Origin of the sequence: Clostridioides sp. ZZV14-6009, assembly GCF_020658095.1 — a bacterium.
Classification (GTDB): domain Bacteria; phylum Bacillota; class Clostridia; order Peptostreptococcales; family Peptostreptococcaceae; genus Clostridioides.
In genome coordinates, this window is sequence record NZ_JAGWDG010000005.1 from 23,693 (window position 1) to 40,524 (window position 16,832).

Consider the following 16,832-nt stretch of genomic DNA (forward strand, 5'->3'; position numbering starts at 1 on the left):
TTTCCTATTTAATGGTCAACTTTATTTTAGATATAGGTTTACTATTTAAAAATAAAAAATACTGCTTTAAAATGACATTAGTATAACAAATTATATTATACATATCATTATTAAAGCAGTATTTTTAATAATTTACAAAACTATCCTTGTTTTTACTCCATCCAAGCTTTCCATTGTAATAATCTCTAAGCCTTCATACTCTCTAAAAAGCCACTTTAAATCTTTCATAGCTTGATTAACTTGACTCTTTGTTAGATTATTTATAAAATATTCTTTTCTAGTTTCTTCATATTCTTTACTTGTTAAAAAATTTCTTAGAAAATTAAATGCAAATACACTTGGAATATTGTTTACATTTGCTTTCTTGCTATTTTCCTTTTCATAGTAAATTTTCATAAATGCATACTCCTTTGATACTTTTAAATTCCTCTTACATCATTATATGCATTTAAGTCTATCTATTCTTATAATTTTATTAATTCATATTCTTTACTTCCCATTCCCATTTCACATGCATAGTCTATTATTCTAGTTCCATTTACATGAGGATGCTCATGTTTGAACACATCATGACCCATTTCCTTACAAACCAAATCATAGCATGCTTGCTCAATGGCTACAGGGTCTGTTGATGCTAATATTCCTATATCATGTGCAATCGGTCTACCTGACCAAGGTACACAATCACAAAGTGGAGTCACATTCATAACAAAAGTTATATACCCAACCTTATCTTTTTTATTTGATACTGCTCCATAAGCGTATTCTGCCATTTTTTCAACAAATACATCTGAGTCACTTTCCCACTGTATAGTTACTGCCCTAGTTGGACAGACAGTCGGACATTCCCCACAACCATAGCATACATCAGAGTCTATTACTGCCTTCTTATCTACTATACTTATAGCTTTTGTTGGGCAAGAATTAACACATTTTCCACATCCTATACACTTCTTTTCATTTACTCCAGGAGTAACATCAGAATGTTGCATTTGCTTTCCTGCTGCACTTGCGCACCCCATAGCTAAATTTTTTAATGCTCCTCCAAAACCTGCTGCTTCATGACCTTTAAAATGGCTCATTACTATCATTGCAGAAGAATTATAAATTTCGCCACCTATTTTTACACTTTCAAAATGTTTTTTATCTATTTGTACATTTTCATAATTTCTACTGTACAATCCATCTGCAATTATTACTGGCGCATTTACCACTGCATAGGCAAAACCATTTTCTATAGCTGTTGTAAGATGGTCTACAGAATTTGTTCTACTCCCTGTATATAATGTATTTGTATCTGTTAAAAATGGCTTTCCTTCGCAATCTTTAATCTTATCAACCACTTGTCTAACTGCTACAGGACTCATATATGTAGTATTTCCTTTTTCTCCAAAGTGAAGTTTGATTGCTACTTGGTCATTCTTTTCTATTAAATCTTTGAATCCTGCTGTATCAAATAATCTTCTTACATTGTTTGGCACATTTTTATTTTGCGAATTTGAGTATAAGTCACAAAAATATACTTTTGACTTTTCCATATCTACACCCCTTTAAAATATTTACTTGAATTAATTTTATCACTTTTAAAGTAATTTTTTAGTATATTTTACCACAATTAAAGATTCTTATCTTTATTTAATAAAAACAATATTATTTTAACTCCTTACTACATTGTTTTAACTCTTTACTAGTTTAGGCTCTATATACTTATAGCATATCTTAAATAACTGATAATCACTAGATTATAATCTATCTCCTTTTTTATTTTTAAACAGTTCCTTAAGGTAATAATTTAATTATTATAAAACATAATGAGTACGACTAAAACAAAAAAAGACTTGAAACTTAAGTTCAAATCTTTTTTACTTAGATATATTCTTATACATTACTAAGTATATTTTCACACAATACAGTGCTATTTATATTTATAATAAAGATATCATTAAACTGGTTTTTTATTAAATAAAATAACAGCTGATAACAGACACACTATTGAAATAATGATTGTTACAATGATTGGAATAATAAATTCTGGAGCTGTCACTTTACCTGAAATCAAATCTATATTTTTTGATAATATAAAATTAGGCGTATAAGGTGCAACCTGTTTAGGAATAGAAATTAAACTCAAAACAATAGTTGCTACTAATACAAGTAATACACTTGCAAATGCTGGTCTAAATAGTACACATCCAAGAATTAATATAGTAATATACATAATACCAATTATCCATAAGTTAAATGCTGAAAATACAACATGATTAAGATTTGCAGTTGGCCAAAAATACATTGTATAACCATAAGTACATAAAAAGCTCAGCCAGAAACCAATGGTCATAATAATTATTGCAATAGAAAATTTAGACAATACTACAGACGAACGTGACAATCCTTTAGTCAGCATAATAACAAGTGTTCCTTTGGAATATTCGTTCGATAAAATATTACAAAAAATAATTAGAGTTAAACTCATGCCAAGACCAGAGATATTGCTAGAAAATTGTGTCCAAGAATCTAAAGCAGTTGGTGCAGCAGTAACTTTTAAAGTTGGCGCAAAATGGGCAATCAAGTCTGGCATAAATTTTGCAGAAAGAGGGCTACTTATACCTAATATTAAAAATAAAGTAATCAGACTAAATAATTTATAATTTCTTATGTTCTCTACAAATTCTTTTTTTGTAAATGCTATGTATTCTCTCACTTTACTACCTCCAAAAATAAATTTTCAAGTGACAATTCTATTAATTCCATCTTTATTGGACAAAGATTCATTTCTGCAAGTGTAGATATGACTGTTTGTTGTATTGATTTTATATCTTTACCATGGAAAATAATTTCCATATTAGTCTCTTCTGAATCTTTAAGTAAGGATCTAATACTACTACTAGATTTAAATGCTTGGATTTCATCATTACTTGAAAACTCCAATAAAAGTCTATCTTTTCCGTGCATACTTTTTATTTCTGAAAGTGTACCACTAAGAGCAATGCTTCCTTTATTTAATATGGCAACATGGTCACAAATTCTTTCAACATCAGACAGTATATGTGTTGAAAATATTACGGTTGTTGAGTCTTTGATTTTAAGCATAATATCTAATATTTCTTTTCTACCAACAGGGTCAAGTGCGCTTGTTGGTTCATCACAAATAAGTAATTTAGGGCGTGAAAGTAATGCTTGAGCTATCCCAAGACGTTGCTTCATTCCACGAGAAAATCCACCTATTCGTTTCTTTTCATTTCCAAGTCCTACAAGTGACAACAACTCTTCACTTCTTAACTTTATTTCTTGTTTTGAAAGCCCTGTAATTTCTCCACAAAGAGAAAGATATTCAAGTGGTCTCATATAGTTATAAAACTCTGGAACATCGGGTAGATAACCTACATGGCGGTTAGAACTTATTCTTCCATAGATCACTTTCTCACCACAAACATTTATAGTTCCACTATCTGTTTCAAGTAACCCAAGCACCATTTTCATTGTTGTAGTCTTGCCTGCACCATTCTTACCTACAAATCCAAAAACTGACCCTTCTGGTACAGTAAGATTTAGATTATCTATTATCTTTCGATTACCAAAACTTTTTGATAACCCATTTATTGAAACAATATTCATCATTCATCACCTCTTCCTATAGTGAAATATAAAATTGGGCCTATTATACTTATAAATAATACTAAAAGAATCCATATTGCCTTATTACCAATTTTATAATTTGGATGTTTTATTATATGAATAAGTGCAGTAATTACAAGTATTAAATTTAAAATAATAACAGGAAGCAAAAGCGGTAGATATTCCATTAAATTTTCCATAATTTTATTCCTCCAATAAAGATAATTTTTCTATAAGAAATCTGTATTCTTTGTTCTCATTTAATACAGAGAACATAGGATTATTCTTAATAGCCGCAACAATACCTGCCTTTACAATTGTATCATCACGTGTAATACCTGCTCCAATCTCAGAAATCCAGCCATCGATATGATTAAAAAAGTCATCACTATGTAACATAATTGGATATATATCACTTATTGCCAAATCTACATATCTTTGTAACGACTTAATAGCTCCTTTAGTATTTCCATGTATTAAATTCATTTGTATCTGGGTCAAATATACAGAAAACATAACACCAGGAGATAATGCATTAAGGTCAAAAGTATCTGAAATTATTAAAATACGTCTTTCTATTTCTTTAATTTGTGATTTATCTGAGTTTTGCAGAAGTCCCACTAAATCTTGAACTAATAACGTAAGATTCTGATATGCTCCAATCTGTAACGTTTCATTAGCTTCATTAGTTTGACCATTCATCATTTGTCCCTGTGCAAGAAGTATGCTTTCATTTACCATGGGAAAATTGCTATCTTGAAATAAATCAATAACTTCTATAGGTTGATTTAACAATATATAACAAGTTGCCTCCATACCTTTTGACTGACGACAAATTTCTATATCATCACTTGTTTCTCGTATTCGAATAAAAATTTCTAATGCTTCACTAATTAATAGTTCACGTTTTTCTTCATCTACAATGTCATAATGATTAATTATCAAAATACCCATCTGATAAATCAAAGGAAAGCATGAATAATATTTTTTTATGGTTTCTCTTATTTCATCCATAACTTCGTCAAATGATTTAACAGTAAAATCTTTACACAATCGCTGATATAGTTTATTAATATCTTCCTTAATCATTTGTGGTTCGTAGCAAATTAATTCATCAACTGTAATGTTGAAATATGTCGCGAGTTGTGGCAAAAAAGTGATATCAGGATAGCTTTGCCCAGTTTCCCATTTAGACACAGAAGCTTTAGAGATACCTATATAATTTGCAAGTTCATCTTGTGTAATTCCTTTTTCTTTACGCTTTAAAATCAGTGTTTTTGCAATGTTTAATTCATTCATATCAACGCCTCCTTTGTATAATTATATCCTTAAATCCATAAACCTAACAAGCGATTTAAAGTTGACTTTTGATGAAAAAATCAACCATAGAGAAACAAATAAGCAGGTATCTTAGATACCTGCTTAAATATATTTTTAAACATAATTTACATAATTTGTTTATTATTCCAATTTTATCCGCATCATTATACAAAATCACAGATGAATATATCCAAATATAGTTTTTATTTATCATGTTTTTTAAACGTCTTGTATAAAATATCTTTTAATATAACCAATAATATATTTGTTTTCATATCCATATTTTCCATATTCACATTGCAACATATATTTAGGATTGATGTGTAAAATATCTTTTATGCCAACAGCAACAGCAAGCCTTGTCTGTGAAACACAATACTTTTCAATTTTTTCATTTAATTCTTTTATAAAGTTATTATTCATATTTATTCCTCCAATCATAACAGGCAACTATCATGTATTGATAATTACCTGTTATATAAAAATCTATAAAAGAAAAGCAGTCAATCATTTAAACTAACTGCTTGTACATACATCATATTAAATTGTATAAACTATAATTTTTATTATTGTTCATGGATAAAGATTTCTTTTAAACCATCATCAATTTCAAAGTTATTGCTATCTATTCTTATATATGCACTTCCAACATCTGCATGTAAGTATGGAATAATATCTTTATCATAGTTAAAAATTGTATTGATTGCGAACACATATACAACCTTCTCCATTTGGCTCATTCCACTCAATTAACTTTTCGACCTTAACTTTTATAAAATCATCTTTTTTTAATAATTTCATACTTATTTCCTCTATAACTTCTAATTTATGTGAAATGTCATGTCACACCTATAAAAATCGCTGTACCCTGTATAAATACAAGAGATTTCGTACTTTATTAACAATTTTCTATGTACCTTTTGCCTACTTGTTATCAGTATTTGCAAGTCCTTCTTTTACTAACTTTGCTATACTCTTTATTGTCTCTTCAACATCATCAAATACTATTCCATCTTTAGATGATGGAATAGTATTTGATGATGTTGAACATTGTATAGCTGGATTAGTTGCAGTAGCTATCTTTAATACACAGCTTGTTTTTGCTCCATCACAAATTAATCCTGATAAATCAGCTAACATGTTATTAATTGCTCTCTTTATATTTTCTAACGTCTCCCCTTGTAGATATGTCATTCCACAACAAACTCCTGTAGCCCCTGCAATACCTGCTCCACAAAGTGGTGATAATCTTCCCATATATTCTTTTAAATGTAATTTTATTTCATTAAAATCAACTATTTCATTAGCCTTTTCTAATTCATCTTTAGTAAAATTATATAATATCTCTAACTTTTTTTCTGATTTTTTAATAACTCCCCCAAGTGCAGCTGTTATTTCTATTCCTATTTTCCCAGTTCCAGGTATACCTATCCCTAATGCATTCTTAATTATGTTTGCACTTAAATAAAGTTGAATTTGTTTTATCTCTCTTTTTAAGATATCTATATATTTGCACATAAGATCTCTTCTCCTTTTACAATTCTAATAGTTTTATTAAAGCCAAGGTATATATCTCCATATTCTTTCGTATATGCTCTATTGGTACTCTTTCATCTGCTCCATGACCGCCAGTTTTATACGCTAAGAACTTAGGTCCAAACGCCACCATATCTTTAAACCAACTTGCATATGTGCCACCACCCATAGCAATTGTATATCCATTTTCATCTGTTACTTCTTCATAGGCTTCTAATAACTTTTTAAGTACTAAATTACTCTCATCCACATAATGTAAGTCTTTATGAGCAATAACTTTTACTTTCCAACCATTACAAAAAAACTTTTTGAATCTATCTATTATATTGTTTAAAACTATATTTTTACCATGCCTTATATCTAGTTCACATATGATTTTTTCCTCATTCATTTTTAATATTCCTAAATTTAAAGTAGTGCTTTTGAATACCTCATCATATTGATTAATTCCCAATGCATCTCCATAATAGTCACTACAAAGGTATTTTGAAACTAATTCTATATCTTCTCTATACTGAAAATCCATATTATCTTCAACTATCTTTATTATCATTTTAGATATAGCATTTTCTCCCTTTTCAGGATTACTTGCATGCGCAGCTACTCCTTTAGTAGTTAACTCTGAAATAATTCCATTAATAATTTTTGCAGTACAATGAGACGGAACAACATTTTCTTTAGTTCCTCCCCTTACTATTATGTAAGGTTTGCTTTTATCAATTTTAATCTCTTTTTCTATCCTTATATGAACTCTTCCTTTTTCTCCATTAACCACTGGATACATCGCATCTGGAGTAAAGCCCATACTTGGAATTTCTTCATCTTTATCTAAATAATATTTGATACACTCCATACCTGTTTCCTCATTTGTCCCAAAAATTAATCTTATTCTTTTATTAATTGTAGGGTACGTATCCTCTATGTTTTTCAATACATGTATAAGCATAGATACAGCCCCCTTATTATCTATGGCACCTCTTCCATAAATAATATTGTCAATTACTGCTCCCGAAAATGGTTCTACACTCCACCCATCTCCTGGTGGAACTACATCTAAATGCATTGGAATTCCTATTAATTCTTCTCCTTCCCCAATTTCTGCATATCCAATATAATTATCAATATTTTTAACGCTAAAACCCAAACTAGTGCAGTAATCTAAAGTTTTCTCTAAAGATTTTTTAGGTCCTATACCAAAAGGACATTGTGAAATAGGTTCACCTTGTTGTGTATCAATTTTTATTAATTCTTTTAGGAATTCTACTGTTCTATTTAAACTATTATCTATGCTTCTGCTTATATCCATAAATCAACCTACCTTCTGTTTTTTTAAAGCCTGTCCTTAAAGAACAGGCTTTTAGCATTAAAAACTATTTTCTTGTGAATACTAATTCGCAAACTTCATCATCATGAGCACATTTTTGAGCAAACTCTAATCTAACACCCTGTGCACAATCAACTCTTCCATAATCACCGTAGCAAGCTAATCTACAAATTTCTTTTCTTTCTTCTTTAGTTAATCCATATTCTTTCCAAGCAGCATCTAATGGACAGTGATGGAATTTTAAAACTCCATTCTCATCTGTATTTTCTACTAATTCCATTTCAAACACTTTTTGTCCTTTACTGTTATATAACATTTCTGCCATTTTTCCTGGAGTATCTGCTACGCTATATTTTTGACCTCTCATTTTACCAAATCCATATATTGCTTCTTTACATATATCATCTCGATTAACTCCTAATTTTTCAGCTTCTTTCATAAGAAGATAGAACCATACTGCTCTTTCTCCTGTTGCTCCTCTAATTCCTTCTAAATATTCCTTTTCTGTATACATTTTTTCTGACATTTCTTTCTCCTCCTAAAATTAAATTCTATATTTTAACCATTGTAAATTAGAATATTCCAATGAATGATCCTACTAATGCTACTACAACTAAAATTACTAATAGCTTAGTTATTGTCCACTTCTTGTATTTCATTCCCCAATACACGAAGAATACAACACCAAGTGGTAATAAACCTGGAGCAATCATGTTTAATGTATCTTGAACAACAATTGCTTTACCACCAATATCAAATGATAATGGAGTTGAAAGCTTAACTGTAGTTGCAGATAATGCTCCCATCATAAACATTCCTAGAATTGAAGCACCATCAATTATCTTATTGACAATACCACCTGATAGAATTTTCTTAATTGAATCTCTACCTAAAGAATATCCTAAATGGAATAAGTAATAACCTTCGCAAAATAGTAATATACTAAACATTATTGGGAAAAATGCACCTATAACACTTCCTTCTGCTCCAAACGAAGCACCTAAAGCTAAGAATATTGTTTGAAATGTACCAAAATCTAAAGTATCTCCAATTCCAGCCAAAGGTCCCATAAGCCCATTCTTAACACCTGAAATAACTTCTCCTGGGATTTTTCCTTCAGTAGCTTTCTCTTCTTCCATAGCTAAAACTGTACCATGAATTAACCCTCCCCATATAGCTTGAGTATTAAAAAATTGTAAGTGCCTCTTTAACGCATCTATTAAATCTTCTTTTTTCTTATATAACTTTTCTAAAGCCGGAGTGAAACTTGCACAAACTGCTAATGCTTGCATTCTTTCAAAAGAGTTAGATAATTCTGCTGTCCACCACCATCTTAGATATGTTTTTGTTACATCTTTCTTCGTAAGTACTCTTATCTTATTAACTTCAGTTGTACCTTGCTCATCTTTAGCTTCTTTATTTTTTATTTCTTGCATTATACTTCACCCACCCTTTTATCTTCTTTCATAAATGTAACTAAAAGAGCTATACAAACACCAAATATTGCAGCTGCAGTAATTGATATTTCAAAATATTGAACCATAAAAAATCCTATAATAAACATTGGTAAGAATTTATTTTTACCTATAGTAAATATTGTTGTTGCAAAACCTAATGCAGGTAATATACCACCCATTACTGTTAATCCATTCATTAACCATTGTGGTATAACATCTAATAATGATTGAACTAAATCTGCTCCAAAAAAGTTACATACAAAAACTATTGGAAATCTTAAAACAAACCCAAATATTAAAGAATAAAGTGTTGCACATCTCCAGATACCTTTTGTATTACCTTCTTCGGCATACTTATCTGCCTTATGAACTAATACAGCATTACCAGTTCTTCTTAAGTTATTAACTAATACTCCTATGACACCTAAAGGTACCGCAATAGATACTGCAACTTCTGCATTAACACCAGTTTGAAGTGCTACTGGTATTGCAATAAGAGCAGCTAAACATTTATCTGATGGAATATTTCCTCCTGCTGCTACCATTCCTAGATAAACCATTTCTATACTTGCACCAACAATCATACCAGTTGTTACATCGCCCCAAAGTAATCCAAGGCTAAAACCTATAAATAAAGGGGACTTTAGTGTTGAGAAAAGGGTATACCCTGCAAGACCTGCTGCAAACCAATACCATAATCCTGTTACAATTGCCAACATCAAAACAGATTCCATTTATAATTCCTCCTAATTTATAATTTTTATTTAAACTTCTTTAAGGCATTTTCATATGTCATAGATGATTCCTCTGGTATAACTTGTAGAACTATTTCAACCCCATCTTCATTAAGTTCATTTAGTTGTTCTACATCTTCATTTCCTAATGAAACAGCTGTAAATACCATCTTCTTTCCTGCTTCATTTGGAATACCTCCTAATTGAATCTTTTCATATTTAAGTCCAGCCTTATACGCCTTATTTGCCATATCAACGTTCTTAAATAGAATAAATATATTTTTATCTCCTAAAATATTGTTTTGGAATGCTTGTCCTGCATCTTCTGCTGTTAAAATAGCTACTTCTACTCCTGATGGCGCTGCCATTCTATATACATCAGCCATAAATTCATCTTGACCTAAGAAGTCATCAACTATTACTATTTTTTGAGCTTGAGCGATTTTCACCCATTTTGTTATAACTTGTCCATGAATTAATCTGTGATCTACTCTTACTAATGTTATTTTTGCCATTATATCCACCTCATAATTTATATTTTTTTAAATTCTTTAATTAAATCCACACAAAGGTTATTATTTTTTTTGACGATTCTTTCTGGTAATGTATGTACTTTATCTTCTTTGCTTAATTCTTCATCTACGATTAAAATTGTCTGTAAGCTAAGTCCATTTATTGCATCTATCCCTCTTCTTATAGCAACAGCTATTGCAACACTTGACGTAGATCCCCCATACAGATCTGATATTATAATTTTCACATCCTCTTTATCTACTACTTCTTCAACCTCTTTCATGAATACAGAAATATCTTTTTCAGAGCTTAGTGATAAAACTTCGTATTGATTTGACAATCCAAAATTTTTATTTGCTTCTTCTACTAATACCTTTCCCCACGTTCCATGGCAGAGTATGATTACCTTATATTTATTCATTGCTAAACAAACTCTCCTTTATAGCGATTAATACTTTGATTTAATTCTACTTCTTCCTCATCAGGTACCATTTGAATTGATACATTAATATTTTTTTTAATAAATTCATATATTAAAAGAAACTCTTTTTTATTAATGTATACATTTTGAGATATTTTCTTTTTTCCTATCCCTGTAGGTATTCTTCCAATAATAAGTTTTTTAATATCAATTCCTTCTTCTCTCATTCTATTTGCAGTATCTAAGTTTTTAATTAATACAAAAACGTTATCATCAGCTTGGTTATTATAAAAATACCTCCTTGATTCACTTACAGTTAATATTGATAAATCAATATTCTTTGGTGCTGCCATTTTTATCAAACCTTTAGCAATAACATCATTGGTTGTTTCATCATCTACTACTACTATTTTTTTAACACCTAGATGCTTAACCCATTTATATATCACTTGACCATGTATTAATCTATCATCACATCTGCAATATTTTACTAAAGACATTTTTAATCGAACTCCTTTTTCTATTACATTGAGCTAAGAACTTTATTAATATGGTTTATACCAGTTTTCCCCGCTTCAATGCATGTCTCTGCTAACTCTTCTAAACTTTTTCCCTCTCTATTAATTAAAGCTTCAAGTAGCATTGGAAGATTTACTCCAGTAAGTGCATGAAACTTTCCACCTTTTTTAAGGTTTAAACTTGCTACATTACTTGGTGAACCTCCTAATAGGTCAGCTAATACTAAAACTCCGTCACCTTCATCTAATTCATTTAACTTTTCTACAAAATTTCTATTTAAGTCTTCAATATTATCATTCCTATTTAGTTTAATTGCTGCTGTTCTTTCTGCTGGTCCTGCAATAAGTTCACAGCTTTTTATAATTTCTTCACTAAAACTCCCATGAGTCATAACTATTATCCCAATCACCAATCTCACCTCACTTTTCTTGTCACTTTTTATATAAGCAATTGCCATGCCAACTTATGTGTATCAATAACAAATGGCTATTTTACAGGATTTAATCAAATCTTTTTACTTAATTTATAAAAAAAGCTTACTCTTTCAATATGTATCAAAATCTTTTTCAAACCTGTATCAAATCTGTATCAAAAAGAAGTAAAAAAAAGATAGCCTTTTGGCTATATTTAAGTTTTGTATCAACTTTTGAATTTATCTGTATCATACTGTGATTCAAATATATCTAATATATTTGCATATTCCATATCTGAAATGATTATATCGAATGTCTCTTCTACAAGCTTAAAACTTTCTTTTATAACTAAATATAATGCTTTACTTCTACTAATTCTTTCTTCATATGATTTATAAACTAAAGACTCTTTTATTATTACTCTTTCAATCATACATGAACAATGAAATATAAACTTTACTAAAAGCTCATCTTGAATTACTAAAGAATAATGTTCGCTAATTCTATTAATTACTTCTTTTAATATAAAATAAGCCTTTTCCCCATTTAAAAAAGTCAAAGTTTTACTAATATTATCAATTAGTAATCTATCAAAATATCTACCACCATTATCTTTTTCAGCATATGTAATTTCCATATCTCCATAATGTTTCTTTATAGATTCTATAATATTAAAATATAATTTCTCTAATGTCATTTCCGGAGTTAGGGCCTTTCTAGTTGCTTCTATTACAATAGGTGTACTTACCATATCTATTGCTTTTACTTCTTTTCCAGTAGCATCATGAATAACTTTAGCAAATGTTAAAATAGATCCCATATCAGTTAGAATTAAAATTCCCTTTCCTTTGTCAATTTCATTGGCTATTTCTACAGCTTGGACTAAAATATCCTGAACTCTATCCTCTAATCCCATATTGATTGCCACTGCATGGTTACAATCCAGTAAAGTATTAGCTACATTCACCATGCTAGATGCCGTAGATTCACCATGCATTATAACTAATATTGCTATACTCTCCTCATTTAATCCCACATAAGATAAATAAAGAAACGTTGCTAAAAAAATTGCTTCATCTTCTGGAAACTCAACTCCATACATTAATGACATGTTAGATAATATTTCTTTTGCTATGTTATATTCATATGCTCTTTCCTTCATAATTTCATCTTTATTAGGATGCTTTACTATGTTCCCAATCTTTATTCTTTCAATTAAATTCTGAATATGTAAGGCTATAGCTTTTATTAATTTATCTAATCCTTCTCTTTTGCTCCATTTATCATGCTTTTGTAAAATATACTTCACAGTAGTTGCAATTGAATCATTAACAATATTGTTATAAGCTGTTTGATTACTACTATTATATATAAAAGTATTCATTAAATTATAGGAATACTTCTGTATATCTTCATCTATAACGCTTCTAATTTGTGACTCTTTAATACCTTCTTGTTGAAGTTTATTCCAAGTTTCTTTTATCATTCCATAGAAATCTAAATCATATTTTTTATTTTCTATTAATAAATTTTCACTTTCAAAATTCTTTCCTTCTGGTAAAAAAATAATATCATCTTTCCCAATAAAACTGAAGTTTTGTACAAACTCCTCTTTTCTATTATTTCCATATAATGATTCTCTAATATTGTTTGGTAGAAGAGAGAGTCTTACATATACACATTCCCTTTTATAGGTCATATAATCTAAAAAAGCTCTTGCACAAATTAATTGTATGTCGCTTTTTAATTGTCCTATATTTCCCTTACACTTATATAAAATAAATGCCTTAATAACTTCTTTTGAAACCTTTAACTTAACACCAATCCTAATACTTTCTTCTTTAAAAAAATAACATATAAGCTTCATTCTCTCTTGAAAGCCTCTTTCCTCTAAAGACGGAATCTTTATAGTTACAGGTATTCTTCTTAAAAACGTTTCCAACATTGCTACCTCTGGATCTTCTGTAGTAGCTGCAATTATCATAATCCTACACTCATGTACCTTATTAGCCTCTCCTAACCTTCTATATATACCTTTATCCATAAGTAGAAATAGCATTTCTTGTCCCTCTGCAGATAACCTATGAACTTCATCTAAAAACAATATTCCATTATTAGCTTCATGTACAATACCATACTTATCTTTATCAGCTCCAGTAAATGCTCCTTTTACATATCCAAAAAGCTGTGCTAATAATAATTGCTGATTATCAGAATAATCAGCACAGTTAAATATGATAAATGGTGCATTATCACTATCTTCTTTTATAGTTAAACTATACTTATACATATATTCTGCAAATATAGATTTACCAACTCCTGTAGGTCCTATTATTAATGTACTCAACCCCTTAGGTGGATATATTACTGCTGCTTTAGCTTGCTCTATTTGAGACTTTAAACTTCCATCACATCCTACTAAATTAAAAATATTGTTCTCTTTTTTTATACCCTCTACAATATACTCATCTTTGATAGCATCATTTTCACTATATTCGTTTACAGAGTTAATATTATCAAATATCCCTTTATTTAGTTTCTTTCCTAAAATACTCTCAACACTTTCTTTATATAAGTACTGAACAGGTTTTCCCTTTATCTTTATAATAATACTTTCCTTTATTAATTGATTTAATTCCTTACTAGCATTACTTCTATTTATACCTACTTCAGTAGCAATATACTCTGCATCAAATCCAAATCTAATGCCGTTATTAAGATTCAAGTGTTCTTCTGTTAACCTTTTCAAGCAAATTAAAACTTTTTCTTTCCTTGATAGCTTCTTTTGTATCATAGTTAACCTCCCATATAAGCAGTAATACTGTTAAATATTTATTATTAAGCTTAATTCTACAATATTTTAATATTTTTGTCTAATTGTGTAACTATTGATTTTCTTTCCTGTTCGTTTTATAATATAAATTACGTTACCCTCATCTTTTATAGAGGAGGAATTTATATGAATTTTTTATCAGATTTACACACCCACTCTATAGTCAGTGGTCATGGCTATAGTACTTTGTTAGAAAATATTAATTATTGTAAAGAAAATGGAATTAAGATACTAGGTACATCTGAACATGGTCCTAAGATGCCTGGTTCTCCCCACAAATGGTACTTTCACAACATTCAAAATATCCCAAGAATCATAAATAACATTATAATCTTAAGAGGATGTGAAGCAAATATACTAGACACTGAAGGAAACATAGATCTAGACCCTTTTGTCATTCCTCGATTAGATTATCTTATCTTGTCATTTCACGAAGCCGTTTTTTCACCAAATACATTAGAGAATAATACTAAAGCCTTAATAAATGCAATAAATAAGCATGATAATATTGAAATATTAGGCCACCTTGGAAACCCAAACTACCCAATCGACTATGAATTAATCATTAAATTAGCCATGGAAAAGAATATCTTAATAGAAATAAATAATTGTTCTATCAAAGGCGTGTCAAGAAATGGTAGCTCGGATAATTGTAAGTATATTGCTACACTTTGCAAAAAATATGGTGCTAAAATCATACTAACTTCAGATGCTCACATTTGTTTTGATATAGGTAACTATGAGTATTCTGAGAATATCTTAAAAGAAATTAATTTTCCAGATGAATTAATAATGAATTATCCTAAAAAACTTATTAATCATTTTCACCAAAAAGGTAAATTACTAGATGTTGATTATACAAATATTTGAGTAATAATACATGCTTGCTTTAACTCTTATAAAAATCTTAATACTATTTATATTATATGAAATGAGGATATTATAATGAAGAGGCTATTTAATAAACTAATAAATGAGGATATTTCTAATAAAATATATATTATTGGTATTGACGGTTTAGGAGGGTCAGGTAAAAGTACACTTGCTAATTCACTAAAATTACAATTGCAAAATTTGAATTATCCTTCTTACATCTTACACATTTATTATTTTATACATCCTAAGTTTATTAGGTATAATAATTCTAAAGAAGAGTGGGATTGTTATTACAATATCCAATGGAGATATGATTATTTACTAAATGAAATTTTAGTTCCTATAAAAAATGGAGATAAAATATTATAAAGAAAATGATAGATATATAGGTAATTTAGAAGATATAAAATGTAAATAGAAAAATAGGTACTTCCCCGCTGAAGAAAAATATACCTTGGAATATTATCCTATTGAAAATGCCAATCTCATATTAACTACAAATAGACTATAATTTACGTATTTGTCTACTTTTTATGTATTTACAAAAAAGGTACTATATTATCAATGTTTTAGTATAGTACCTTAAGTGAATGTTTATAGTGTAAATTAAAATTCTTCATCTATATCACAAGTAATTATTTACTATTACAAATCTATTGTATAGACTTTACTCTAAATTAATTTGAATTCTTTTATTCTCTTTATAAGTTCTTTAAATCTTGGATTATCTTTTATAGCATCAAATGATTCATTTCCCTCAAATAAAAGATTAATATTATATTTCATATACTCATTTGTTTAATAACTTTTTCCATATCTCTATCTGATATTTCAATATCTTCATTAGATAAGATTAAATCATAATTTATTAGTCCCACTACTATTTTACCTCACTATTGATACATTAGAATGCGCAATTCATAATTAATATTCTTTGATAGTTTTTTAGAGAATCTTACATTTTTAAATTTAGATTCAAGTACATTACTTTGCTGTTGGTGCTCATACTGAAATTCATCATATTGATTTCTTAACCATATGTACTTCTTATAAAGTTCTTCTACTTGTTTGTTTAATTTCATTATTGGTTTAGCAAGCAGGTATGCATACATTGTTTTTTATCTTTAACTAGGTTATACTCCTAATTCCCATTTACTAATAGTTTGCCTAGATACATTTAGTCTTTCAGCCAACAATTCTTGATAATAATTATATTTCTTTCTTAGTTTTATAATCTTGTCTCCTAAATTCATATATTAAACTCCTTTCAA

The 16,832-nt window shown here is 29.0% G+C and carries 22 protein-coding genes; 2 read left to right on the forward strand and 20 right to left on the reverse strand.

Features of this window, described 5'->3' with window-relative positions:
- Nucleotides 1-132 precede the first annotated feature (132 nt).
- The 18 genes from KGF36_RS08620 to KGF36_RS08705 all read right to left on the reverse strand — a co-directional run bounded on the left by KGF36_RS08620 (nucleotide 133) and on the right by KGF36_RS08705 (nucleotide 14,646).
- A complete protein-coding gene (locus tag KGF36_RS08620; protein WP_227827716.1) occupies nucleotides 133-396 on the reverse strand; it encodes a hypothetical protein in 264 nt (87 codons plus the stop codon).
- 68 nt (nucleotides 397-464) lie between these two features.
- Nucleotides 465-1,538 carry a DUF362 domain-containing protein gene (locus tag KGF36_RS08625; protein ID WP_227827717.1) on the reverse strand — a complete coding sequence of 358 codons (1,074 nt, stop codon included), beginning with the start codon at nucleotides 1,536-1,538 and terminating at the stop codon, nucleotides 465-467.
- Nucleotides 1,539-1,942: 404 nt separating this feature from the next.
- Nucleotides 1,943-2,701, reverse strand: coding sequence for an ABC transporter permease subunit (locus KGF36_RS08630; protein ID WP_227827718.1), 759 nt, complete (start codon nucleotides 2,699-2,701; stop codon nucleotides 1,943-1,945).
- Nucleotides 2,698-3,618, reverse strand: coding sequence for an ATP-binding cassette domain-containing protein (locus tag KGF36_RS08635; protein WP_413894764.1), 921 nt, complete (start codon nucleotides 3,616-3,618; stop codon nucleotides 2,698-2,700). Before KGF36_RS08635 ends, KGF36_RS08630 begins: the two co-directional genes overlap by 4 nt.
- Nucleotides 3,615-3,815 carry a PLD nuclease N-terminal domain-containing protein gene (locus KGF36_RS08640; protein ID WP_227827720.1) on the reverse strand — a complete coding sequence of 67 codons (201 nt, stop codon included), beginning with the start codon at nucleotides 3,813-3,815 and terminating at the stop codon, nucleotides 3,615-3,617. Before KGF36_RS08640 ends, KGF36_RS08635 begins: the two co-directional genes overlap by 4 nt.
- Nucleotides 3,816-3,819: 4 nt before the next feature.
- Nucleotides 3,820-4,914, reverse strand: a complete 1,095-nt coding sequence (locus KGF36_RS08645) for a helix-turn-helix domain-containing protein (RefSeq protein ID WP_227827721.1) — start codon at nucleotides 4,912-4,914, stop codon at nucleotides 3,820-3,822.
- Nucleotides 4,915-5,154: 240 nt separating this feature from the next.
- Nucleotides 5,155-5,358: a hypothetical protein gene (locus tag KGF36_RS08650; protein ID WP_227827722.1), complete on the reverse strand. Its 204-nt coding sequence runs from the start codon at nucleotides 5,356-5,358 to the stop codon at nucleotides 5,155-5,157.
- 143 nt (nucleotides 5,359-5,501) lie between these two features.
- On the reverse strand, nucleotides 5,502-5,648 hold the full coding sequence (locus KGF36_RS08655; protein WP_304521394.1) for a DUF2185 domain-containing protein: 147 nt from the start codon (nucleotides 5,646-5,648) through the stop codon (nucleotides 5,502-5,504).
- Between the two features lie 211 nt (nucleotides 5,649-5,859).
- A complete protein-coding gene (locus KGF36_RS08660) occupies nucleotides 5,860-6,453 on the reverse strand; it encodes an L-serine ammonia-lyase, iron-sulfur-dependent, subunit alpha (RefSeq protein ID WP_227827724.1) in 594 nt (197 codons plus the stop codon).
- Between the two features lie 16 nt (nucleotides 6,454-6,469).
- Complete coding sequence (locus KGF36_RS08665) at nucleotides 6,470-7,777, reverse strand: M20 family metallopeptidase (protein WP_227827725.1); 1,308 nt, start codon at nucleotides 7,775-7,777, stop codon at nucleotides 6,470-6,472.
- Between the two features lie 64 nt (nucleotides 7,778-7,841).
- Nucleotides 7,842-8,321, reverse strand: a complete 480-nt coding sequence (locus KGF36_RS08670) for an L-2-amino-thiazoline-4-carboxylic acid hydrolase (protein ID WP_227827726.1) — start codon at nucleotides 8,319-8,321, stop codon at nucleotides 7,842-7,844.
- A gap of 46 nt (nucleotides 8,322-8,367) precedes the next feature.
- On the reverse strand, nucleotides 8,368-9,231 hold the full coding sequence (locus KGF36_RS08675) for a PTS system mannose/fructose/sorbose family transporter subunit IID (RefSeq protein ID WP_227827727.1): 864 nt from the start codon (nucleotides 9,229-9,231) through the stop codon (nucleotides 8,368-8,370).
- Nucleotides 9,231-9,986 (reverse strand): PTS mannose/fructose/sorbose/N-acetylgalactosamine transporter subunit IIC, encoded by a 756-nt coding sequence (locus KGF36_RS08680; RefSeq protein WP_227827728.1) that lies wholly within the window; start codon nucleotides 9,984-9,986, stop codon nucleotides 9,231-9,233. Before KGF36_RS08680 ends, KGF36_RS08675 begins: the two co-directional genes overlap by 1 nt.
- Before the next feature lie 26 nt (nucleotides 9,987-10,012).
- Nucleotides 10,013-10,501: a PTS system mannose/fructose/N-acetylgalactosamine-transporter subunit IIB gene (locus KGF36_RS08685; RefSeq protein ID WP_227827729.1), complete on the reverse strand. Its 489-nt coding sequence runs from the start codon at nucleotides 10,499-10,501 to the stop codon at nucleotides 10,013-10,015.
- A gap of 17 nt (nucleotides 10,502-10,518) precedes the next feature.
- Nucleotides 10,519-10,920 carry a PTS sugar transporter subunit IIA gene (locus KGF36_RS08690; RefSeq protein WP_227827730.1) on the reverse strand — a complete coding sequence of 134 codons (402 nt, stop codon included), beginning with the start codon at nucleotides 10,918-10,920 and terminating at the stop codon, nucleotides 10,519-10,521.
- 2 nt (nucleotides 10,921-10,922) lie between these two features.
- Nucleotides 10,923-11,420: a PTS sugar transporter subunit IIB gene (locus tag KGF36_RS08695; RefSeq protein WP_227827731.1), complete on the reverse strand. Its 498-nt coding sequence runs from the start codon at nucleotides 11,418-11,420 to the stop codon at nucleotides 10,923-10,925.
- Nucleotides 11,421-11,443: 23 nt separating this feature from the next.
- Nucleotides 11,444-11,848 (reverse strand): PTS sugar transporter subunit IIA, encoded by a 405-nt coding sequence (locus KGF36_RS08700; protein WP_227827732.1) that lies wholly within the window; start codon nucleotides 11,846-11,848, stop codon nucleotides 11,444-11,446.
- A gap of 230 nt (nucleotides 11,849-12,078) precedes the next feature.
- Entirely contained in the window at nucleotides 12,079-14,646 is a 2,568-nt protein-coding gene (locus tag KGF36_RS08705) for a sigma 54-interacting transcriptional regulator (protein ID WP_227827733.1), read from the reverse strand.
- 165 nt (nucleotides 14,647-14,811) lie between these two features.
- Between KGF36_RS08705 and KGF36_RS08710 the strand changes: the two genes are divergently transcribed.
- Together KGF36_RS08710 and KGF36_RS08715 are read left to right on the forward strand one after the other, a co-directional pair.
- Nucleotides 14,812-15,555 (forward strand): phosphatase, encoded by a 744-nt coding sequence (locus KGF36_RS08710; RefSeq protein ID WP_227827734.1) that lies wholly within the window; start codon nucleotides 14,812-14,814, stop codon nucleotides 15,553-15,555.
- A gap of 75 nt (nucleotides 15,556-15,630) precedes the next feature.
- The gene (locus tag KGF36_RS08715; protein ID WP_227827735.1) at nucleotides 15,631-15,930 is read left to right on the forward strand and encodes a hypothetical protein; all 300 of its coding nucleotides are present in this window, start codon (nucleotides 15,631-15,633) and stop codon (nucleotides 15,928-15,930) included.
- A 524-nt stretch (nucleotides 15,931-16,454) separates the two neighbouring features.
- Here the strand turns inward: KGF36_RS08715 and KGF36_RS08720 are convergent.
- Together KGF36_RS08720 and KGF36_RS08725 are read right to left on the reverse strand one after the other, a co-directional pair.
- Nucleotides 16,455-16,673: a hypothetical protein gene (locus tag KGF36_RS08720; RefSeq protein WP_227827736.1), complete on the reverse strand. Its 219-nt coding sequence runs from the start codon at nucleotides 16,671-16,673 to the stop codon at nucleotides 16,455-16,457.
- Nucleotides 16,674-16,694: 21 nt separating this feature from the next.
- Nucleotides 16,695-16,814 (reverse strand): helix-turn-helix transcriptional regulator, encoded by a 120-nt coding sequence (locus KGF36_RS08725; RefSeq protein WP_227827737.1) that lies wholly within the window; start codon nucleotides 16,812-16,814, stop codon nucleotides 16,695-16,697.
- Nucleotides 16,815-16,832: the final 18 nt, after the last annotated feature.